Below are 21,321 nucleotides of genomic sequence, written 5' to 3' on the forward strand. Positions count from 1 at the left end.
CCTTTGCCGAGGCCGCGCGCGTGCTGCACCTGGCCGCACCCACCGTGAGCCTGCACATGGCCGACCTGGAGGCCCAGGTGGGTGCGCCGCTGCTGCTGCGCAAGCGCGGCGAGGTGCGCGCCACGGGCGTGGGCGAGGCCCTGGTGGAGCGTGCGCGCCGCCTGCTGGCCGATGCCGACGAAACCCTGGCCGTGGTGCAGCGCCAGGTGCAAGGCCTGGCGGGGCGCGTGCGGCTGGGGGCGTCCACCGGCGCCATCGCCCACCTGCTGCCGCAGGCGCTTGAAGTGCTGGGCCAGCAGCACCCGGGCATCGACGTGCAGGTGGCGGTACTGACCTCGCAGGACACCATGGCGCGCCTGGCCGGCGGCACGCTGGACGTGGGCCTGGTGGCGCTGCCGCAGTCCGCCCGGCGGGGTGTACAGGTGGAGCCCTGGCGGCGCGACCCGGTCATGGCCTTTGTGCCCGCGCAGTGGCAGGCCCCGACGCGCGCCACGCCGCACTGGCTGGCGCGCCAGCCGCTCATCCTCAAAGACGAGTGCACCAGCCTGTCGCGCCTGACCGACGAATGGTTCGCAGCGGCAGGCGAGCAGCCCACGGCCCGCATCCAGCTCAACTACAACGACGCCATCAAGAGCCTGGTGGCCGCGGGCTACGGTGCCACGCTGCTGCCGCACGAGGCGGCGGGCAGCACGCCGCCCGACCCGCGCATCACCATGCTGGCACTGCGCCCCGCACTGTGGCGGCCCCTGGGCCTGGCCTACTGCACCGGGGCCCTTGAGAAAGCCACGCAGCACGTGCTGGAAGTCTTGCGAGAGCAGCGCCAGGCGTGAGTGCCCTTCGGCGGGCAGCGCTGGCATGCTTCGAGAGTAGAATTTGAAAGTACTACTGTGGGTGCCGGTATGTCGGAGGGCAAGAGGCGTTCAGGCATCGGAATCTGCTGCCGCAAGCCCCTCGATGGCGCGGAGTCGATGGCCCATGGTTAGGTTTGCCAACACCTGTCGATCTCTTTGCCGGGCCCATTCATGAACCTTGCCGCACCCCTTGCCATTGCCCTGCCCGAGCCTCTTGGCGCGGGAACCCGGGGGACTTGCGCGCCAGGCCGATGCCCCGATGGCGGGGGTGCCGGGGCTTGACTCCCACGACCCCACCCAAAGGCATTCCAGCCCGGACCCTGGGGGGCAGCGCAAGGCTGCGCAAGCCCTTGCACCCCGCTCCCGTGGCGCAGGCGGCCAATCCCCTGGAGGATGCGGCGGCAGAGCGGGCGCCGGTGCTGCAGCGCCTGCGCAAGGCGGGCCTGCGGCCCACGATCGCGCGCATCGGCATCTACCAGGTGATCGCCGGGGCCAAGCCCTTTGGCCTGTCGGCCGACGAGGTGTACCAACGGATGCTGCTGCGCGGCACCCATGCATCGGCGAGCACCGTCTACCGGGTGATCCGGGAGTTTGACGAGCATGGGCTCGTCTCCAGCGTGTGGGACGAGAGCAGAAAGGCCGTCTACCTGGTCAAGCCTGCCGAGCCCCAGTCCAGCGTGCTGCTCATCGGATGCTCGCGCACCGGCCAGTTGGTGGCCATCGATGACGCGGATCTCCATGCGCGCCTGGTTGCCGCTGCCCGGCGCTTCGGCCTGGAGATCGAAGGGCGCGAGCTGCTCGTGCGTGCGTGAGCAGCTGACCCGCTGGACCCTGTGCGATGCAGCACCGGGGAACCCGCCACAGCGTGTGAAGACGCTTACACCGGATTCGGCGCTGGCTGGACCCCGCTGGCAGGCAGGGCGCGCTGCTGGGCCAGGCACAGCAAGAGCCAGGCGGCTTCGGCCAGCACGGCGCCCAGCACATCCGGGGGGAGTGGACCCCCAAGTACACCCGGCTGGAGGCCACGCTGCACACCAGCGCCATGCCGCATGGCGCGTGCCCTGGAGCACGGCGTGCACCAACCATCCGGCCATCAAGGCGGCTGCGCCGGTGTGTCCGCCCGGGAATGGCGCTCTCGAGTTCGTCCAGGTCTCCATTGAATTCGTCAACGGCCCGGTCGATGATGGCCAGGAGATCCTTGTCGGTCATGGGGGGCAGGTCGGGGCGGGGTCGAGGGGCGCGCGGCGCCGTGTCGGCAGGCGGCTTGCGCAAGTGTCCCAATGGAACGCTGCAGGCAAGCGCCGATAATGAGACGCATCCTTAACCCCTACCGCCCGCCAGGCGTTCCATTCTTGTGTTCGATGCATTTGCGGTGATGCTCCGGGAGTCCGCCGAGCTGATTCTCATCCTGGCCTCGCTCGTGGCCTGCCTGCGCTCTGCCCGCGCCGGGCACCTGCTGCGCTGGACGGCGGCCGGTGCCGTGGCGGGCTGCACGCTCGGTGCCGGGCTCAGCCTGTGGCTCATTGCATCGGACATCGACGCGCGCTGGACTGCGGGCCTGACCTTCGTGCTGGCCGTTGGCGTGCTGCTGATGGTGAGCACCATGCTGGTCACCGCCACCTCCATTCGCTCGCGCACGCAGGCGCTGGTGGAGGTGTGGCTCGAACGTCCTTCGGCCCCGCTCGTGATCCTGGGCTTCGCCACCGTGGTGGCCTTTCGCGAGACGCTGGAGGTGGGGCTGTTCCTGCGATCGCAGTGGTTGCGCGCCGAGGGCTTGGACGTGCTCGCCGGCGCCGCGCTGGGCGTGCTCGGCGTGGTGTGCCTGGTCATCGCATCGCGCAAGATCAGCACCCGCATCGGCCTGCTGGCGGCCTTTCGGGTGTCGGCGCTGGTGCTGTCGCTGCTCTCCATCCAGATGATGCTCGGGGCACTGGCGGAGTTCGCGCATGAGTCGGTCGCCGCGGGCGCGGATGCACAACTGCTGGCCTGGGCCCAGCCGGCACTGCCCGAAGGCCGGTGGTACGGATGGATGTGCGCGGCGCTGATGTCCGTGCCCGTGGTCTGCGTGCTGCGCAGCTGGTGGCGAGAGACTTGCGCTTAGCGCAAAACGGAGCGGGCCGCTGCCCTCGCGGCCGTGCAGGCAGCGCGGCCAAAAATGAAACAGGGCCGGCGCTTGCGCGCACGGCCCTGTGTCAAGGGTGCAGGGTGGCGATCAGGCCGTTGCGTCCTTGAGCTTCTTCAGCGCGCGGGTCTTGATCTTCACGCTGGCGGGCTTGGCGGGGAACCAGCGCTCTTCACCGGTGAAGGGGTCCTTGCCGAAGCGCTTCTTCTTGGCGGCCACTTGCTGCAGGCCGATCTTCAACACGCCGGGCAGCGTGAATTCGCCGGAGCCCTTCTTGTGCACGGAGCCCAGGATGGCGGCTTCGAGCGCTGCCAGCACGGCCTTGGTTGCCTTGGGTTCCACGCCCGATTGCTCGGCCAGGTGGGCCACCAGGGTCGTCTTGTTGAAGGCGGCCTTGATGGGCTTGAGCGCTGCAGGCGTTGCTGCTGCGGCGGCGGGTGCAGCCTTCTTGGCTGCCGGTGCTGCGGCCTTCTTGGCAGCAGCAGGCGCTGCCTTCTTGGCCACGGGTGCTGCAGCCTTCTTCGCTGCGGGTGCTGCTGCCTTGGGCGCAGCGGTCTTCTTTGCAGTTGCCATGATGATGATTCTTTGTTTTCGAGAGTTGCAATGGGCCTCCTCGCATATGCAAGGAGGTGCGCGATTTTAGAAGCACTGCGCGCGCGAACGCTATAGGACAAGACCGCAAAACCCCAGCGGCCTTTGCTTGGCGTGATTTTTACAACGGCGGCAATGCGTTTTGTGCACTGTCAGGCGCGCAGAAATGCCGAAGGCGGAATGCCCAGGCGCTTCCTGAACATCGTGGAAAAAGCGCCAGGGCTTTCGTAGCCGAGGTCCAGCGCGACCGTGGTCACCGCATCGCCAAGCGACAGGCGCGACAGGGCCGCGAGCAGGCAGGCCTGCTGGCGCCACTCGCCGAACGACATGCCGGTCTGCAGGCGAAAGAAGCGCGTGAAGCCGCGCTCGCTCCTGTGCAGCTGTTGCGCCCAGTCGGCAGGTGACGCATGCACATCCGGCCGGTGCAGAAAGCGCGCGCACAGGGCCGCCAGCGCCGCGTCGCGCGGCATGGGCGCGAAGAAGGGCAGGGTCGGCGCACGCTGCAGTTCGTGCACGATGAGCTGCACCAGGGCGGCGTCGCGCCCCCGCCGCTCGTACTCGGCCGGCAGGCCGGCCGAGTCCAGCAGCAGCTGGCGCAGCAGGGGCGAGACCTGCCGCACCTCGCACTGCAGGGCCGCCCGCGGTGCGGCGCGCGGCTCGATGTACAGGCTGCGCGTGCTCACGCCCAGCATGCGCACGCGGTGCGGTTTGCCGGCCGGTATCCACACGCCGCAGCTCGGCGGCACGACCCAGGCGCCATCGTCCGTGCCGACTTCCATGCTGCCTGTGGCACCGTAGAGGAACTGCGCGCGCCGGTGGCTGTGCGTGTCGAGCAGGGTGCCCGCGGGGTAGTCGGTGGCAATGGCCAGCAGCGGCCGGTCCACGCCATCGACGGTGCTCAGGGGAATGTTGCGCATGGGCCTGGGCGAGTGGCTGAAATGCAAACATTATTGTCCTGGCTGCGAAAGCGGGCCAGGGCCTTGCGGGCTACGCTGGGGCCTGTGTCTTGTTGCCCTTGGATCTGCGCATGGAGTTCTACCTCGTCCTGGCCGTGTTCGGCACCCTGGCCGGTGTCACCACCGTGCTCTTCGGCTTTGGCGGTGGCTTCGTCGTCGTACCCGTGCTCTACCGCACCCTGGTGCATCTGCATGGTGCGGACAGTGCCGTCGGCCAGTCGGCCATGCAGGTCGCGGTGGCCACCTCCACCTGCGTGATGATCGTCGGCGCGGGCCTGGCCACGCGGCGCCACCACCGCGCCGGCAATGTGGACTGGGTGCAGGTGCGGCCGCTGCTGGCGGCCATTGCGGCGGGTGCGGTGGCGGGTGCAGCGGCCGCCACCGCGCTGCGCAGCGACTGGGTGCGCTGGGCCTTCGTTGCCTACCTGGCGCTCACCATCCTTGACGGCCTGCTGCGCCCGGGCTTCATCCGGCCGCGCGTTGCTGCAGCGGACCAGGCCGCCAAGCCACGGCCCTCCGGCCCGCTGACTGCCGTTCTGGGGCTGGTCATCGGTGCGGTGGCCGCGTTCCTGGGCGTGGGGGGCAGCGTGATGACGGTGCCGCTGATGCGCCGGCGCGGCGCGCCCATGGTGCAGGCCACGGCGGCGGCCAATCCCCTGTCGCTGCCGGTGGCACTGGCCGGCACCGCCACCTACGTGTTGCTGGCCTGGAACCAGTCCGTGCCGCTGGGCGCCTGGCATGCGGGCTTCGTGGACCTCAGGGCCTTTGCGGTGCTGGTCGTGGGCTCGTGGCTCGGCATCCGCCTGGGCGGGCGCTTCGTGGGGCGCCTGCCCGATGGCCTGCACGCCAAGGTCTACCTGGCGCTGCTGACCCTGGTGCTGCTGGCCATGCTCATGCGCTGACGATCACGTCCGCGCGCCGCGGGCTGGCGTGCAGGGCGTGTACGTCCTCCTCGCGGTGGGCGAGCACGGCGCTTTGGTTGATGTAACCCTTGTCGGTGATCTCGCCCGCATCTGCATCGGGCGGCGTGCGCAGCACCAGCGCCCGCGTGGGGCATTGCGACGAGCCCGCGCCTGCCTCGCGCCGCGCACGCATCACGCTGCGCAGGGCCTCTTCCAGCCGCGGCGCATCGCCCGCGCCAGCGGCCGAGGGAAAGACCAGCATGCCCACTTCGTCGCGGTTGTGCCCGGTGAGCACGATGTCCTGCACCAGCGGCGCCAGCTGCGAGACCAGCTCCACCCGCAGCGTGCCCACCGAGACCCAGCTGCCGGTGGACAGCTTGAAATCCTCGGCCACGCGGCCGTTGAACACCACGCCGCGCTCGGGCCGCCCGGCGTCGGCCAGATAGCCTGCGTCGCCGATGCGGTAAAAGCCCTCCTCGTCGAAAGCCGCCTCGGTTTCGCGCGGTGCATTGCGGTAGCCCGGGAACACCGACACGCCCTTGACCCGCATCTCCAGCTTGCCCCCGTTGGGCACCAGCTTGAGCGTGAGGCCCGGCAGCGGCGCGCCGATGCAGCCCGCACCCTGCATGCGCCAGTGGGCCGTGGTGATGGCGGGGGCGGTCTCGGTCGCGCCCCAGGAGGTGGTGAGCCACAGCGGCTGCGTGGGCCGGGCGCGCGCGGCCACGGCTTCGAGCCGCTGCCAGGTGGAGGGCGCGAGCGCCGCCGCTGCGTAGAAGGCCAGGCGCAGGCGCGAGAACACCTCGGCCGCCAGGGCCGGGTCGGATTCGAGCGCGGGCAGCAGCATGTCGAAGCCGCGCGGCACGTTGAACAGCAGCGTCGGCCGAACCTCGCGCAGGTTGCGCAGGGTCTTCTCGATCAGGCCGGGCGCGGGCCGGCCCTCGTCGACGTACAGCGCGCCGCCGTGGCACAGCACCATGTTCAGGTTGTGGTTGCCGCCAAAGGTGTGGCTCCAGGGCAGCCAGTCCACCAGCACGGGCTTTTCGTGGGCCAGGAAGCGCCAGATCTGCGCGATCATCTGCTGGTTGGCGCAGAGCATGCGGTGGGTGTTGATCACCACCTTGGGCTTGCCGGTGGAGCCCGATGTCAGCAGGTACTTGGCATGGGTGTCGGGCGTGATGGCCTCGAAGGCCTGCATCACCGCAGGCGTTTCCCGGCCCGCGAGCAACTGCTCAAAGCCGAGGGCGCCCAGGACTTCCTCTGCGTTGCGGCTGAATACCCGCACCGCGCTGCCGCCATAGCCTGCCAGGGCCGGCGCGTAGGCGCGGGCGTCCGATGCATAGACCAGGGCGGGGTCGAGCGCGGCCAGCATGCTGTGCAGCCGGCCCGGGTCGCGCGAGCGTGCATACGCACTCGACAGCGAGCATGGCGTGCGGCCGATGTGCATGGCGGCCAGCATCAGCACCGCATGGTCCACCGCGTTGTCCGAGAGGATGGCGATGGGGCGCCCTGCGGGCAGGTTCTGGTCCAGCAGCGACTGGGCCACCGCCCCCACGGCCTTGCGCAATTGGGCATAGGTCAACCGGCGCCAGTCCGCGCCATCGTCGGTGCGCTCGGCCAGGGCCAACGCGTCGGGGGTCTCTCGCGCCCAGTGCTCCAGCCACTCGCCCACGCAGCGGGCGTAGGGGCCCAGCGGCTCGGGCGAGTGCAGGGTGAAGGCGCCGCCAGGCAGCGGGGTGTGGACGGTGTTCGGGGGCGCCAGCTCGGCAGGGTCGTCGACGAAATCGGTGGGCATCGTGTTGTCTCTTGTTCTGTGTCAGTCGAGGTGGCCGGACGCCTGCTTGGCGCGCAACAGGTCCAGCAGCAACACGTCGCGCGTGCGCGCCAGGTCCTCGGTGGTGCGCGCGCCCAGTTCTTCGGCCACGCCCTGCGCCACATGCTGCTTCAGGGCATCGGTCATCGCGGGGGCGCCCAGGTCCTGCCACCAGCTTTCGATGGGGCCGCCCAGGTGCGCCAGCACATGGGCCACGCCGCCCGCACCACCTGAGAGGTGCAGGTTCATGAACGGGCCCATCAGCGCCCAGCGCAGGCCGGGGCCGTGGGCGATGGCGGTGTCGATGTCGGCCACCGTGGCCACGCCCTCGTTCACCAGGTGGAAGGCCTCGCGCCACAGCGCCGCCTGCAGCCGGTTGGCGATGTGGCCCTTGATCTCGCGGCGCACCTGGATGGGGCGCTTGCCGATGGCGGTGTAGAAGGCCATGGCGCGCGCAATGGCCTCGGGTGCCGTCTGCTCGCCCCCGCCCACCTCTACCAGCGGAATCAGGTGCGGCGGGTTGAACGGGTGGCCCAGCACCACGCGCCCAGGCGTGGCGCACAGCGCCTGCATGGCCGTGACCGACAGGCCCGAGGAACTCGATGCCAGCAGGGCATGGCCCGGGGCGGCGGCATCGATCTGGCGCAGCAGCTCGGCCTTGAAGTCGGCGCGCTCGGGGCCGCTTTCCTGCACGAAGTCGGCATTGGCCACCGCGTCCTCCAGCCGCTCGTGGAAGGCCAGGCGCGCCAGGCTGGCGCCCGGTGCCAGCCCCTGGCGCTCCAGCGTGGGCCAATGCGCGGCCACGGCCTCGCGCAGGCGCTCCTCGGCGCCGGGCGAGGGGTCGGTGGCGTCCACGTCCAGCCCGCGCGCCAGGAAGTAGGCGGCCCAGCTGGCGCCGATGACGCCGGTGGCCACCACGGCGACGCGCTTCACGGTCGAATCCATGCGGTGGGCTCCTTTCAGGATTCAGCGGTGAAGCCGATCTTCTTGACCAGGGGGCCCCAGCGGTCGAATTCCGCCTGCTGGGAGGCGGCCATCTCGGCGGCGGTGGAGCCCTGGGCGATCAGCCCCACCACGGCCAGGCTGTCGATGACGGACTTTTCCTTGATCGCCGCATTGATGGCGGCATTGGCCGCGGCCACCACCGGGGCGGGTGTCTTGGCCGGCGCATAGAAGCCGAACCATTCCTCGGTGGTCAGCTCGGGGAAGCCCTGCTCGGCAAAGGTCGCGACCTCGGGCGAGAACGGCGAGCGCGCCTTGCCCGAAGTGGCCAGCAGCCGCAGCTTGCCGGCCTTGTGGTTGGGGATGAAGTCGCCGCTCGGTGTCACCATCGCGGCGATCTGGCCGCCCACCACGTCGGTCACGCCGGGCACGGAGCCGCGGTAGGGCACATGCTTCAAGTCCACCCCGTGGTTGATGCCCAGCAGCGCGCCGATGAAGTGCGGCGTGGAGCCTGCGGCCGGCGAGCCGTAGTTGGCCTGGCCCGGGTTGGCCTTGGCCCAGGCGAGGAAGTCCTTTACGTTCTTCACCGAAGCCGGCACCAGCGGCCCCACGGCCAGGCCGTGGTGCATGATGGCTGCGATGGACACGGGCACGAAATCCTTGACCGGGTCGTAGCTGAGCTTGCTGTAGATGTGCGGGTAGATCGAAGTGCAGGAGAACGGCGACAGCGTGAGTACGCTGCCATCGGCTGTGGCCCCGCGCAGGGATTCGAGTGCGATGCGCCCGCCCGCGCCGGGCTTGTTCTCCACCACGCCGGCATTGCGTGTGTAGGCCGAGCCCGCGAGCTTCTCGCCCACGCGCCGGGCCACGCTGTCGCCCGAGCTGCCGGCCGGAAAGCCGTAGAAGATCTTCACCTGCTCGATACCCTGGGCGAAGGCCGCCAGGGGCGAGAGCGAGCCCAGCGCCGCGGCAGCGCCCAGGTGGCCCATGAAGTGGCGGCGGGTGGTGGTGTGGTGGGTCGTCATCGTCTTGTCTCCTCGTTGTGGTCTTGGGATGGTGGGTTCAGCGCGCCGGGTCGGTCAACCCGGGGCAAACTCGGGGCGTGGGCCGCCCTGGCGCGGCAGGCCCATCAGTGCGCGGGCTTCGGCCGGCGTGGCGGGCTCCATGTCCAGCTCGCGGATGATGCGCACGATGCGCTCGGTGAGCTGCACGTTGGTGGCCAGTTCGCCCTGGCGGAAGTACAGGTTGTCCTCCAGCCCCACGCGCGCATGCCCGCCCAGCAGCAGCGCGGCGACGTTGGCTTCGAGCTGCGAGGGGCCGATGCCGCTCACGCAGAACAGGCTGTTTTTGGGCAGCGTGTCCACCATCATCTGCAGGAAGCGTGGCGAGTAGGGCATGGCGTTCTGGAAAGCGCGGTGCACGTTCATCACCAGGTTGATGAAGTGCGGGCCGTCGCCGTCGTGCCCCTCCTCGATCAGCGTGGTGGTGTCCTGCAGGATGTGGGTGGGGCTGAACACCTCCCACTCGGGCTTGATGCCGCGCGCCTTCATGCTGGCGGCCAGCTCGCGGCCTCGGCTGAGCGGCGTGTCCATCAGGATCTCGCGGCCGTCGAAGCTCAGGTTCAGCGTGGTCGCGTCCAGCGTGCACATCTCGGCCCCGGCGTCCATGCCCTTGATGCGCTCTTCCCACGCGATCTCCCAGCGGCCGCCGGGCAGGGGCTTGACCATGTCGCCATGCACGCCACCGCCGGTGGAGTTGTTGAGCACGATGTCGCAGCCCTTGCCGCGGATGCGGCTGTTGATGTCGCGGTAGACGTTGGCATCGCAGGTGGCGCCGTCGTCGGGCCGGCGCGCGTGGATGGCGACCACGCTGGCGCCGGCGTTCCAGCAGCGCTCCACGTCGTCGGCAATCTCGGCCGGCTGGGTGGGCAGGTGGGGGTTTTGCGACTTGTGGGCCATGCCGCCCGTGGGGGCGATGGTGACTATGACTTTGCGCTTGCTCATCGGGGTCCTGGTGGAGAATTGCGGGGTGCTCCGCATTGTTTTTCTGGGCACCTTTCCACTCAGTCATCGCGATGACATTTGGGGGCAGGGTATACGCGGGGCCTGTGTTTTCTTCCGGGAGAAACCCACCTTGCCAGCCCCGTCGGCGCCACCTGCACGTCCTTCCACCACCAGCCTGCTGGCCGCATCGGCCTGGTTTCCCCTGCTCGAAGCGGCGGCGCAGCAGCGCGTGCTCGACGATGTGCGCGAGGTCGAGGTGCCTGCGGGCGGCGCGCTGTGCCGGCGCGGTGACATCCCCGTGCACTGGTTCGGTGCCATCGAAGGCCTGCTCAAGTGGTCCGTGACCTCGGACGACGGGCGCGCCGTGACCCTGGGCGGCCTGTCGGCCGGCAGCTGGTTCGGCGCGGGCACGCTGCTGCGCGCCCTGCCGCGCACGGCCGACATCATCGCCCTGCGCCCCAGCCGCGTGGCGGTGCTGCCGGTGGAGACCTTTGCGTGGCTGCACGCCACGCAGCGCAGCTTCGACCACTTTTTGCTGCGCCAGATCAACGAGCGCATGCACTGGTTCCTGGGCACCTTCACGGCCCACCACCTGCTCGATACCGACAGCCAGGTGGCGCGCGCGCTGGCCGGCCTGGCCCACCCCTTTCTCTACCCCGGCATGGACCGGCACCTGCAGATCTCGCAGGAGGAGATCGCCAACCTCACGGGTGTCTCGCGCCAGCGCTGCAACGCGGCTTTGAAGCGCCTGCAGGAGTCAGGCATCCTGCAGATCGAGTACGGCGGCATCACCGTGCTCGACCTGCCGGGGCTCAGGCGCTACGTCGAATAGACAGGAAGTCCGCAGCCGCCGCGATCACCGCCTCCGGCTGGTCGCGGTGCGGCGAGTGCCCGCACGCCGGCAGTTCCAGCAGCTGCGCACCCGGCACCTTGCGTGCGATGCCGCGGATCTGTTCCAGCGTGCCGTACTCGTCGTCCACCCCCTGGATGGCGAGCACCGGCGCTCGGATGGCGGCGATCTCGGCCTCGATGTTCCATTGCCGAAAGGGCGGGTGCAGCCAGATGCGGTTCCAGCCCCAGAAGGCCGAGTCCGCGTCATCGTGGTAACGGCCGAGCTTCGCGGGCAGGTCGGTGCGCTGGTAGGCATCTCGCGCGATCTCGATGTTGGCGATGGTCACGTCCTCGACGAAGATGTGCGGCGCCATCAGCACCAGGCCGCGCACCGCATCGGGGAAGCGGGCGGCGTACAGCAGCGCGATCGATCCACCGTCGCTGTGGCCCAGCAGCCAGGGCGCCTCGGTGAGGCCGACCGCATCGAAAAACGCCGGCAGCACCTCGTGCGCCTGGCGGTGCATGAAGTCCACGTCCCAGGTCTCATCGGCTTCCCGCGGGGTGGATCGGCCATAGGCCGGGCGCGAGAACACCAGGCCGCGCACGCCCGCCGCGTTGCACAGCCGCTCGGGGAAATCCTTCCACATCGCCACCGAGCCCAGGCCCTCGTGCAGGAAGACCAGCAGCGGGGCCGTGCTGCGCTCGGACGCGATCCACTGGTGCTCGATGCGCACCGTGCGGCCGCGCCAGGTGATGCTGGCGAATTCCGTGGGCCCCTGCGTCACGCGCGGGCCTCTTTCTCGCGCAGGCGAAAGCGCTGGATCTTGCCGGTGGCCGTCTTGGGCAGCTCCTCGATGAACTCGATGAAGCGCGGGTACTTGTAGGCCGCCAGGCGCTCCTTCACGAAAGCCTGCAGCGCCTGCGCGTCCACCTGCTGGCCCGGCTTGAGCACCACGTAGGCCTTGGTCTTGGTCAGGCCCTCGCCGTCCTGCACGCCGATCACGGCCGATTCGAGCACGGCAGGGTGCTGCATCAGGGTGGCCTCCACCTCGAAGGGCGAGACATAGATGCCGCTGACCTTGAGCATGTCGTCGCTGCGGCCGGCATAGGTGTAGTAGCCGTCGGCATCGCGCGTGTACTTGTCACCGCTCTTGGTCCAGCCGCCCTGGAAGGTCTCGCGCGACTTCTCGCGGTTGGCCCAGTACATCAGCGCCGCGCTCGGGCCGCGGATGTACAGGTCGCCCACCTCGCCGTCGGGCACGGGCCGGCCGTCCTCGCCTCGCAGCTCCACCTCGTAGCCCTGCACGGGCTTGCCGGTGGTGCCGTAGCGCACATCGCCCGGGCGGTTGGAGATGAAGATGTGCAGCATCTCGGTGGAGCCGATGCCGTCGATGATCTCGCAGCCGAAGCGCTCCTTGAAGCGCTGGGCGATCTCGCCCGGCAGGGCCTCGCCGGCCGAGGAGCACATGCGCAGCGCCACGGCGTCTCGCGCGGGCAGCGCGGGCGAGGCCAGCATGCCCGCAAAGCCCGTGGGCGCGCCGAAGAACACCGTGGGCCGGTGCTGCGTCCAGCGGCGGAAGGTGGCGTCGGGCGTGGGCCGCTCGGCCATCAGCACCACGGTGGCCCCCACCGAGAGCGGGAAGGTCAGCGCGTTCCCCAGGCCGTAGGCGAAGTACATCTTGGCGGCCGAGAAGCACACGTCGTCCTCGGTCAGGCCGAGCACCGGCTTGCCATAGAGCTCGGCCGTCCACCACAGGTTGGCGTGGGTGTGCACCGTGCCCTTGGGCTTGCCCGTGGAGCCCGAGGAATAGAGCCAGAAGCCCGGGTCGTCCGCCGCGGTACTGACCGGTGCGGCGAGTGGCGCAGCCTGCGCCAGCGCAGCCTCGAAGTCCTGCGCGCCCTCGGGCAGCGGCCCGGTGTGCTGCGAAACCAGCAGGGTGCGCACCTCGTGCGGGGTGCGGCCCATGGCGTCTTGCAGCACGGCCAGCAGCGCCCCCGAGACGATGGCTGCTTGTGCGCGGCTGTGGTCCAGCATGTAGGCGTAGTCGTCGGCCGTGAGCAGGGTGTTCACCGCCACCGGCACCACGCCCGCGTACAGGCAGCCCAGGAAGGCCGCGGGCCAGTCGCTGCTGTCGTGCAGGAGCAGCAGCACGCGCTCTTCGCGGTGCACGCCCGCGTGGGTGAGCGCCGCGGCCAGGCGCCGGGCGCGGTCTTCGAGCGCGCCGTAGGCCAGGCTGCCCCGGTCGTCGATGTAGGCGGTGCGCTGTGCGCGGCCCCGGTTCAGGTCGAACAGGTGCTGGGCAAAATTGAATCGTGGGGGCAGGCCCATGGTGTTGTCTCCTTTGGCCCTCTCGGGTCGGGTGCGCGCTTGGTGCCGCGTCTGTGGTGGTGTGTGGTGTCAGAGGCCCAGCGCCGCCAGCACGCCGGGGCTGGCCTGCACGGCCGTGCGCTGGTGGTAGAAGGCAAGGGCACGCAGACCACCCAGTTCGGCGCCACCGCCCGCGCGGCCCGGGCCGCCGTGCTGCGACATGGGCATCACATTGCCGTGGCCGGTGTGGGTCTGCGCCACATCGGGCGTGACCACATGCACGCGGCCATGGCTGGCGGCCACGGCCAGCGCGGTCTGTGCCAGCGCGGCCTCGTCGCCGCCATAGAGCGAGGTGACCAGCGAGCCCTGGCCGCGGTGTGCCAGCGCCACGGCATGGGCGCTGTCGCGGTAGGGCAGCAGCGTGGCCACGGGGCCGAAGACCTCCACGTCGTGCACCGCCTGCGCCGCATCGGCATCGCGTGCGCCCAGCAACACCGGGCCGATGCAGGCGGCCACGGCGGGGTCGGCATCCAACAGCGGGCGGTCGCGCCCGTCGTGCAGCACCGTGGCCTGCGCTTGCAGCGCGGCCAGGCCTTCGCGCACGGCAGCCAGCTGGGCCCGGCTGACCAGCGCGCCCATGCGCACACCGTCGTTGCGCGGGTTGCCCACGCTGATGCCGGCGAGCTTGGCGGCTATGGCTTCGGCAGCCGCGTCATACACCTCGGCCGGCACCAGAATGCGGCGGATCGCAGTGCATTTCTGGCCCGATTTCACGGTCATCTCGCGCACCACTTCGCGCACCAGCAGGTTGAAGGCCTCGCTGCCCGGCGCCTCACCCGGCAGCAGCAGGGCGCTGTTGAGGCTGTCGGCCTCGATGTTGGCGCGCACCGAGCGCTGGGCTACGGCAGGGTGGGCGCGGATCACGCCCGCCGTCTCGGCCGAGCCGGTGAACGACACCACGTCGAAGGGCTGCAGCTGGTCCATGAGGCCGGCCGAGCTGCCGGCGATGACCGACAGCGCGCCCGCGGGCAGCACACCTGCCTCCACCACATCCTTGACCATGCGCTGGGTGAGCCAGGCGGTGGCCGTGGCGGGCTTGGCGATGACCGGCACGCCCGAGAGCAGGGCGGGCGCGGCCTTTTCCCACAGGCCCCAGGAAGGGAAGTTGAAGGCATTGATGCACAGCGCCACGCCCTGCGTGGGCACCGACAGGTGCTGCGACTGGAATACCGGCTCTTTGCCCAGGCGCACGGCATCGCCGTCGCGCAGCGCGCGCACATCGCCCAGGACATCGCCCCACTTGGCGTACTGGCCCAGGGTGAAGATGGCACCGTCGATGTCCACGGCCGAATCGTTCTTCACCGTGCCGGCATTGGCGGTGGCGATCTCGTAGTAGGCATCGCGGTGGGCCTGCAGCACCTTCACGATGGCCCCCAGCAGCGCGGCGCGCTCGCGGTAGGTCAGCGCGCGCAGGGCAGCGCCCCCCTGCTGGCGCGCAAAGGTGAATGCCTCGGCCAGGTCGAGCCCGGTGGAATCCACGCGCACCAGTTCGTTGCCCAGCACGGGGTCGAACAGTGGGGTGCCCGCGCCCGTGCCGGTCTGCCAGCGGCCGGCGGCGTAGTTGGAGAGAAGTTCGGTCATACAGATAGAGAGATAAAAACGCGGGTCAGTTCTTCGTGAACTGGATCTGGCCCTCAGGAAGCAGGTAGAGCACCAGGGCACGGCCCTGGGCCACGGTGGGCCTGTGGGCGGTTCCCGGGCCATAGACGCACCAGCCCGCGGGCCGGCCATCGAAGGTGGCGCTGCTGCCTTCGATGGGCATGATCAGGTCGATCTCGCCATTCGGATGCGTGTGGTGCGGGCCGGCCAGGTCCTGCATGTCGACGACATCCACCGAGAAGCGGTGCAGCGCGTCCTCGGCCTTGAAGACCCGGCCGTACTTGATGCCGCCGCCCTCGCGCTCGCACAGCCAGCCTTCGGCCACGCCGGTCTGGCAGGCGCTGCGCAGCTGTTCATAGGTGGTGCTGCCTGCGCCGTGGGCGGCGTTGAGCCACTGGTCCAGCGCCGCGTCGAGCGGGCGGCCGTCGATCTGCGCGGTGAGGTCGGCGATCAGGGCGTGGAAGGCTTGTTGGCTGGCGGGGCGGGTCGTCGTCATCGTGGCGGGCTCTCTTGGAAGCTGGCTGGGGCCGGGACATGTGCACGGCCGTTGGCCATTGATGGCCTTGCGGTATCGCATAACGTGCAGTATCTTGCGTGCGACTGAACGATAAACTTCGATGTGACGTTCGTCAAGCACTATAGTGCATATATTTAGGTGGCGCCTCGGAGGGCACAATCCGGTGGTGTGAACAAGGACGCGCATGAATGAGCAAGATGACGCAGTGCTGGCCACTGCGCCCACCGACGGCAATGGCGCTGCCGCGCCAGGCGGTGAGGCCCGCAACCCGCTGCTGACGGCGCTGGGTGAGCGCGTGCGCAACCTGCGCGCGCAGCGTGGGCTCACGCGCAAGGCCGTGGCCCTTGCGGCCGACGTGTCCGAGCGCCACCTGGCCAACCTGGAGTACGGCACGGGCAATGCCTCCATCCTGGTGCTGCAGCAGGTGGCGGGTGCACTCCACTGCTCCCTGGCCGAACTGGTGGGCGACGTCACCACCAGTTCGCCCGAATGGCTGCTGATCCGCGAACTGCTGGAGAACCGCAGCGAGGCCGACCTGCGCCGCGTGCGCATTGCCCTGGGCGAACTGCTGGGCACGGCTTCGGTGGATCCGGCGCGGCACACGCGCATCGCCCTGATCGGCCTGCGCGGCGCGGGCAAATCCACCCTGGGCCAGATGCTGGCGGACGACCTGGAACTGCCCTTCGTGGAACTGAGCCGCGAGATCGAGAAGCTTGCGGGCTGCAGCGTGCGCGAGATCCACGACCTCTATGGCACCAACGCCTACCGCCGCTACGAGCGCCGCGCGCTGGAGGAAACCATCCAGATCTACAGCGAGGTGGTGATCGCCACGCCCGGCGGCATCGTCTCCGACCCCGCCACCTTCAACGAGCTTTTGGCCCACTGCACCACCGTGTGGCTGCAGGCCGCCCCCGAGGAGCACATGGGCCGCGTGGCTGCGCAGGGCGATACCCGCCCCATGGCCGCCAGCAAGGAAGCCATGGACGACCTGCGGCGCATTCTCAACGGGCGCGCGGCCTTCTATTCCAAGGCCGATCTCTCGGTGGACACCAGCGGCAGGAGCCTGACGCAGGCCTTCAATGGATTGCGCACTGTCGCTCGCCAGTCCATGAGCGCATCGTGAGCGCCTGACCCCGCCATCTGCGGGGCAAAGCAGACACACCTTTCGCAACGAAAAAAGCAGTCCAGGCATTGACGCGCCCGTAAACATGCATCATGATGCATGTCATTGAAATCAAAAGCTGCATTATTTTTCTTGTTCTGAGGTTTGCAACCGCCCCCGGCACCACAGGAGACATGCCATGACCGCCACCACCACCAGCGCCCCGGCGCGCGTCGACTACCGCACCGAACCCGGCCAGTTCCGGCACTGGTCGCTCAGCGTCGAGGGCGCCATCGCGCGCCTGTCGCTCAACATCGCCGAAGACGGCGGCATCCGACCCGGCTACACGCTCAAGCTCACCAGCTACGACCTGGGTGTGGACATCGAGCTCAACGACGCGCTCAACCGCGTGCGTTTCGAGCACCCCGGGGTGCGCACCGTGGTCGTCACCAGCGGCAAGGACCGCATCTTCTGCTCGGGCGCCAACATCTTCATGCTGGGCCTGTCCAGCCACGCCTGGAAGGTGAACTTCTGCAAGTTCACCAACGAGACGCGCAACGGCATCGAGGACTCGTCGAAGCACTCGGGCCTCAAGTTCCTCGCCGCCGTCAACGGCGCCTGTGCCGGCGGTGGCTACGAGCTGGCCCTGGCCTGCGACGAGATCCTGCTGGTGGACGACCGCTCGTCCGCCGTCTCCCTGCCCGAGGTACCCCTCTTGGGCGTCCTGCCCGGCACCGGCGGCCTGACCCGCGTGACCGACAAGCGCCATGTGCGGCACGACCTGGCCGACATCTTCTGCACCAGCGTGGAAGGCGTGCGCGGCCAGCGCGCAGTGGAATGGCGCCTGGTGGACGCCGTGGCCAAGCCGGCCCAGTTCGCCGCCGCCGTGCAGGACCGCGCCGTGCAGCTCGCCGCGGGCAGCGACCGCCCGGCCGGCGCCAAGGGCGTGGCCCTGACCCGCCTGGAGCGCGAGGACGGCGCCGACAGCCTGGGCTACTCGCACGTGCAGGTGCAGATCGACCGCGCCAAGCGCACTGCGACGATCACCGTGAAGGCCCCCACGGGCGCACAGCCCGCGGACATCGCCGCCATCGAGGCGGCCGGCACGGCCTGGTGGCCGCTGGCCCTGGCGCGCGAACTGGACGACGCCATCCTCAACCTGCGCACCAACGAGCTCGACATCGGCACCTGGCTGCTCAAGACCGAGGGCGATGCCAAGGCCGTGCTCGCTTCCGACGCCGTGATGCTGGCGCACAAGGACCACTGGCTGGTCCGCGAAACCATCGGCGCGCTGCGCCGCGCACTGGCGCGGCTCGATGTGTCCTCGCGCACGTTGTTCGCCGTGGTGCAGGAGGGTTCGTGCTTCGCCGGCACCCTGGCCGAGCTGGCCTTCGCCGCCGACCGCAGCTACATGCTGGCCCTGCCCGACGATGCCGAGCGCGCGCCGAAACTGGTGCTCAACGAATTCAACTTCGGCTTCTTACCCATGGTCAACGACCAGAGCCGCCTGCAGCGCCGCTTCTACGAAGAGGCCGCGCCGCTCGACGCCGCACGCGCTGCGGCGGGCAAGCCGCTCGACGCCGACGAGGCCCTGGCCCTGGGTCTGGTCACCGCCGCACCCGACGACATCGACTGGGACGACGAGCTGCGCATGGCCACCGAGGAGCGCGCCGCCATGTCGCCCGACGCCCTGACCGGCCTGGAAGCCAACCTGCGCTTTGCCAGCAAGGAGAACATGGCCACGCGCATCTTCGGCCGGCTCACCGCCTGGCAGACCTGGATCTTCAACCGCCCCAACGCCGTGGGCGACAAGGGCGCGCTCAAGGTCTACGGCACCGGTGAAAAAGCTGGCTTTGACCTGAACCGCGTCTGATCCCGCCGCCCGAACCATCCAAGGAGACCTCCATGAGCACGATCAACTACAGCGAGAAGATCCCCAACAACGTCAACCTCGGCGAAGACCGCACGCTGCAGCGCGCGCTCGAAGGCTGGCAGCCCAACTTCATCAACTGGTGGGACGACGTGGGCCCCGAGGGCTCGACCAACCACGAGGTCTACCTGCGCACCGCCGTGAGCGTGGATCCGCAGGGCTGGGCCCAGTTCGGCCATGTGAAGATGCGCGACTACCGCTGGGGCATCTTCCTGAACCCGGGCGATGCCAACCGCGAGATCCACTTCGGCGACCACAAGGGCGAGAAGGCCTGGCAGGACGTGCCCGGCGAGCACCGCGCCAACCTGCGCCGCATCATCGTCACGCAGGGCGACACCGAGCCCGCCTCGGTCGAGCAGCAGCGCCACCTGGGCCTCACGGCGCCCAGCATGTACGACCTGCGCAACCTGTTCCAGATCAACGTGGAAGAGGGCCGCCACCTCTGGGCCATGGTCTACCTGCTGCACAAGCACTTCGGCCGCGACGGCCGCGAAGAGGCCGAGGCCCTGCTGCAGCGCACCTCGGGCGACGAGAACAACCCGCGCATCCTGGGGGCCTTCAACGAGGCCACACCCGACTGGCTGGCGTTCTTCATGTTCACCTATTTCACGGACCGCGACGGCAAGTTCCAGCTCTCGGCCCTGGCCGAAAGCGCCTTCGACCCGCTGGCGCGCACCACCAAGTTCATGCTGACGGAAGAGGCGCACCACATGTTCGTGGGCGAGAGCGGCGTCTCGCGCGTGCTCACGCGCACCGCCCAGGTCATGAACGAGCTCAAGACCGACGACCCGCAGAAGATCCGCGCCGCTGGCGCCATCGACCTGGGCACGGTGCAGCGCTACCTGAACTTCCACTACAGCGTCACCATCGACCTGTTCGGTGCCGACCAGTCGAGCAACGCCGCCATCTTCTACAGCTCGGGCCTCAAGGGCCGCTACGAGGAAGGCAAGCGCACCGACGACCATGTGCTCAAGGGCCAGACCTACAAGGTGCTGGAGGTCCGTGACGGCCAGCTCGTCGAGAAGGAAGTGCCCATGCTCAACGCCCTGAACGAGGTGCTGCGCGACGACTTCATCAAAGACTCCGTCGCCGGCGTGGGCCGCTGGAACAAGGTGCTGGAGAAGGCCGGCATCCCTACCCGCCTGGTGGTGCCGCACAAGGCCTTCAACCGCCAGATCGGCGCGCTCGCCGGCATCAAGATGTCGCCCGAAGGCCGCGTGGTCAACGAGATGGAGTGGGCCGCCAAGAAGGACGAATGGCTGCCCAGCGCCGAGGACTTCGCCTTTGTCGCATCGCTGATGGGCCGCGTGGTCGAGCCCGGAAAGTTCGCCGGCTGGATCGCCCCGCCGGTGATGGGCATCAACCGCCAGCCGGTCGACTTCGAGTACGTGCGTTTCGGCTGATGGACAAAGCAGTGCCCTCGGCGTATGAACGAGGGCAGCAGGGATGGCGGCCGGCCCCACGAGCATTGCAGGCCCCATCCCGCCCCCCGCACCTGCGGGGGTGACACAGGAGAACAATATGGACATGGCCGTTGAAGCCGGGGTCATCAAGCAGCATTTGATCGACCCGGAAATCTGCATCCGCTGCAACACCTGCGAGGCGACCTGCCCCGTCAACGCGATCACGCACGACGACAACAACTACGTCGTGCGAGCCGACGTCTGCAATGGCTGCATGGCCTGCATCTCGCCGTGCCCCACCGGCTCCATCGATAACTGGCGCACCATGCCGCTGGTGCGCGCCTATTCGATCGAAGAGCAGCTGACCTGGGAGTCGCTGCCCGCCGAGCTCAGCCCAGAGGAGCTGGCTGCGGCAGGCACCGATGCCGGGGAAGGGGACGCACCTGCAGCGGCACCTGTGGCCGTAGCCACCGCCGAACCCGGGGTGCAGCCACAGCCGCCCCTGCACCGCGGTGCCACCGTGCCGCCCTGGTCGGCGGCGCATGCCTACACCAACCTCTACCCGCCCAAGTCACCCACCACGGCCACGGTGGTCGGCAACTTCAACTGCACCGAGGCGGGTTTCGAAAGCGAGACCCACCACGTGGTGCTGGACTTCGGCAGCCTGCCTTTCCCCGTGCTGGAGGGGCAGTCCATCGGCATCATTCCCCCGGGCACCGACGCCCTGGGCAAGCGCCACCATGCGCGCCAGTACTCGATCGCCAGCGCGCGCAACGGCGAGCGGCCGGGCTACAACAACCTGGCGCTCACGGTGAAGCGCGTCACCTCCGACCACGAGGGCAATGCCGTGCGCGGCGTGGCGTCCAACTACGTCTGCGACCTCCAGGTGGGCGACAAGGTCGAGGTCGTGGGCCCGTTCGGCCACTCGTTCCTGATGCCCAACCACCCGAAGTCGCACGTGGTGATGATCTGTACCGGCACCGGCAGCGCCCCGATGCGCGCCATGACCGAATGGCGCCGCCGCCTGCGCAAGAGCGGCAAGTTCGAGGGCGGCAAGCTGATGCTGTTCTTCGGTGCGCGCACCCAGCAGGAGCTGCCGTACTTCGGCCCGCTGCAAAGCCTGCCCAAGGACTTCATCGACATCAACCTGGCGTTCTCGCGCACCCCGGGCCAGCCCCGGCGCTACGTGCAGGACCTGATGCGCGAACGCGCGCCCGACCTGGCCGCACTGCTGCGCGACGGCAACAGCCATTTCTATGTCTGCGGCTTGAAGAGCATGGAGGAGGGCGTGCTGATCGCACTGCGCGACGTGGCGGCCGACGCGGGTCTGGACTGGGACGCCCTGTCGGCCACCCTGGCGCGCGAAGGGCGCCTGCACCTGGAGACCTATTGAG

Annotated in this window: 19 protein-coding genes; 9 read left to right on the forward strand and 10 right to left on the reverse strand. The window is 69.3% G+C overall.

Annotated features, from left to right (window positions below):
• The 3 genes from ACK59X_RS19820 to ACK59X_RS19830 all read left to right on the forward strand — a co-directional run.
• Nucleotides 1–830: LysR family transcriptional regulator (locus ACK59X_RS19820; RefSeq protein WP_409960016.1), on the forward strand; the 830-nt coding region annotated here is incomplete at its 5' end.
• A gap of 371 nt (nucleotides 831–1,201) precedes the next feature.
• Nucleotides 1,202–1,663, forward strand: coding sequence for a Fur family transcriptional regulator (locus ACK59X_RS19825; protein WP_409960018.1), 462 nt, complete (start codon nucleotides 1,202–1,204; stop codon nucleotides 1,661–1,663).
• A gap of 563 nt (nucleotides 1,664–2,226) precedes the next feature.
• Nucleotides 2,227–2,952: a hypothetical protein gene (locus tag ACK59X_RS19830; RefSeq protein WP_409960020.1), complete on the forward strand. Its 726-nt coding sequence runs from the start codon at nucleotides 2,227–2,229 to the stop codon at nucleotides 2,950–2,952.
• Nucleotides 2,953–3,063: 111 nt separating this feature from the next.
• On the opposite strand, the gene ACK59X_RS19835 is transcribed toward ACK59X_RS19830, so the two are convergent.
• Nucleotides 3,064–3,546, reverse strand: coding sequence for an HU family DNA-binding protein (locus ACK59X_RS19835; RefSeq protein ID WP_409960022.1), 483 nt, complete (start codon nucleotides 3,544–3,546; stop codon nucleotides 3,064–3,066).
• Nucleotides 3,547–3,716: 170 nt separating this feature from the next.
• On the reverse strand, nucleotides 3,717–4,481 hold the full coding sequence (locus tag ACK59X_RS19840) for an AraC family transcriptional regulator (RefSeq protein ID WP_409960024.1): 765 nt from the start codon (nucleotides 4,479–4,481) through the stop codon (nucleotides 3,717–3,719).
• A gap of 110 nt (nucleotides 4,482–4,591) precedes the next feature.
• Here ACK59X_RS19840 and ACK59X_RS19845 point away from each other — a divergent pair, with 110 nt between their 5' ends.
• Nucleotides 4,592–5,422: a sulfite exporter TauE/SafE family protein gene (locus ACK59X_RS19845; protein ID WP_409960026.1), complete on the forward strand. Its 831-nt coding sequence runs from the start codon at nucleotides 4,592–4,594 to the stop codon at nucleotides 5,420–5,422.
• Here the strand turns inward: ACK59X_RS19845 and ACK59X_RS19850 are convergent.
• The 4 genes from ACK59X_RS19850 to ACK59X_RS19865 are packed head-to-tail and all read right to left on the reverse strand — an operon-like array spanning nucleotide 5,412 to nucleotide 10,177.
• Nucleotides 5,412–7,214 (reverse strand): feruloyl-CoA synthase, encoded by a 1,803-nt coding sequence (locus tag ACK59X_RS19850; RefSeq protein WP_409960028.1) that lies wholly within the window; start codon nucleotides 7,212–7,214, stop codon nucleotides 5,412–5,414. The genes ACK59X_RS19845 and ACK59X_RS19850 overlap by 11 nt on opposite strands.
• Nucleotides 7,215–7,235: 21 nt before the next feature.
• A complete protein-coding gene (locus ACK59X_RS19855) occupies nucleotides 7,236–8,177 on the reverse strand; it encodes a 3-hydroxyacyl-CoA dehydrogenase NAD-binding domain-containing protein (RefSeq protein ID WP_409960030.1) in 942 nt (313 codons plus the stop codon).
• 14 nt (nucleotides 8,178–8,191) lie between these two features.
• On the reverse strand, nucleotides 8,192–9,199 hold the full coding sequence (locus ACK59X_RS19860) for a Bug family tripartite tricarboxylate transporter substrate binding protein (protein WP_409960032.1): 1,008 nt from the start codon (nucleotides 9,197–9,199) through the stop codon (nucleotides 8,192–8,194).
• A 54-nt stretch (nucleotides 9,200–9,253) separates the two neighbouring features.
• A complete protein-coding gene (locus ACK59X_RS19865) occupies nucleotides 9,254–10,177 on the reverse strand; it encodes a 3-keto-5-aminohexanoate cleavage protein (RefSeq protein ID WP_409960034.1) in 924 nt (307 codons plus the stop codon).
• A 130-nt stretch (nucleotides 10,178–10,307) separates the two neighbouring features.
• On the opposite strand from ACK59X_RS19865, the gene ACK59X_RS19870 reads away from it, so the two are divergent.
• On the forward strand, nucleotides 10,308–11,009 hold the full coding sequence (locus ACK59X_RS19870) for a Crp/Fnr family transcriptional regulator (protein ID WP_409960036.1): 702 nt from the start codon (nucleotides 10,308–10,310) through the stop codon (nucleotides 11,007–11,009).
• On the opposite strand, the gene ACK59X_RS19875 is transcribed toward ACK59X_RS19870, so the two are convergent.
• The 4 genes from ACK59X_RS19875 to ACK59X_RS19890 form a co-directional block, all read right to left on the reverse strand.
• Nucleotides 10,990–11,793, reverse strand: coding sequence for an alpha/beta fold hydrolase (locus ACK59X_RS19875; protein ID WP_409960037.1), 804 nt, complete (start codon nucleotides 11,791–11,793; stop codon nucleotides 10,990–10,992). The genes ACK59X_RS19870 and ACK59X_RS19875 overlap by 20 nt on opposite strands.
• The gene (locus ACK59X_RS19880) at nucleotides 11,790–13,337 is read right to left on the reverse strand and encodes a benzoate-CoA ligase family protein (RefSeq protein ID WP_409960039.1); all 1,548 of its coding nucleotides are present in this window, start codon (nucleotides 13,335–13,337) and stop codon (nucleotides 11,790–11,792) included. Before ACK59X_RS19880 ends, ACK59X_RS19875 begins: the two co-directional genes overlap by 4 nt.
• A 69-nt stretch (nucleotides 13,338–13,406) precedes the next feature.
• Nucleotides 13,407–14,957, reverse strand: coding sequence for a 3,4-dehydroadipyl-CoA semialdehyde dehydrogenase (locus tag ACK59X_RS19885; RefSeq protein WP_409960041.1), 1,551 nt, complete (start codon nucleotides 14,955–14,957; stop codon nucleotides 13,407–13,409).
• 25 nt (nucleotides 14,958–14,982) lie between these two features.
• Entirely contained in the window at nucleotides 14,983–15,471 is a 489-nt protein-coding gene (locus ACK59X_RS19890; protein ID WP_409960043.1) for a DUF4863 family protein, read from the reverse strand.
• A 205-nt stretch (nucleotides 15,472–15,676) separates the two neighbouring features.
• On the opposite strand from ACK59X_RS19890, the gene ACK59X_RS19895 reads away from it, so the two are divergent.
• From ACK59X_RS19895 to boxA, 4 genes are all read left to right on the forward strand, one after another.
• Nucleotides 15,677–16,615 (forward strand): helix-turn-helix transcriptional regulator, encoded by a 939-nt coding sequence (locus tag ACK59X_RS19895; RefSeq protein WP_409960045.1) that lies wholly within the window; start codon nucleotides 15,677–15,679, stop codon nucleotides 16,613–16,615.
• Between the two features lie 178 nt (nucleotides 16,616–16,793).
• Nucleotides 16,794–18,467: a 2,3-epoxybenzoyl-CoA dihydrolase gene (gene boxC / locus ACK59X_RS19900; protein WP_409960047.1), complete on the forward strand. Its 1,674-nt coding sequence runs from the start codon at nucleotides 16,794–16,796 to the stop codon at nucleotides 18,465–18,467.
• Between the two features lie 32 nt (nucleotides 18,468–18,499).
• Entirely contained in the window at nucleotides 18,500–19,927 is a 1,428-nt protein-coding gene (gene boxB / locus ACK59X_RS19905; RefSeq protein ID WP_409960049.1) for a benzoyl-CoA 2,3-epoxidase subunit BoxB, read from the forward strand.
• A 118-nt stretch (nucleotides 19,928–20,045) separates the two neighbouring features.
• Nucleotides 20,046–21,320, forward strand: a complete 1,275-nt coding sequence (gene boxA, locus ACK59X_RS19910) for a benzoyl-CoA 2,3-epoxidase subunit BoxA (RefSeq protein ID WP_409960052.1) — start codon at nucleotides 20,046–20,048, stop codon at nucleotides 21,318–21,320.
• The last annotated feature ends 1 nt before the right edge of the window (nucleotide 21,321 follow it).

The organism is Acidovorax sp., from assembly GCF_046339755.1.
Taxonomy (GTDB): Bacteria; Pseudomonadota; Gammaproteobacteria; order Burkholderiales; family Burkholderiaceae_C; genus Acidovorax.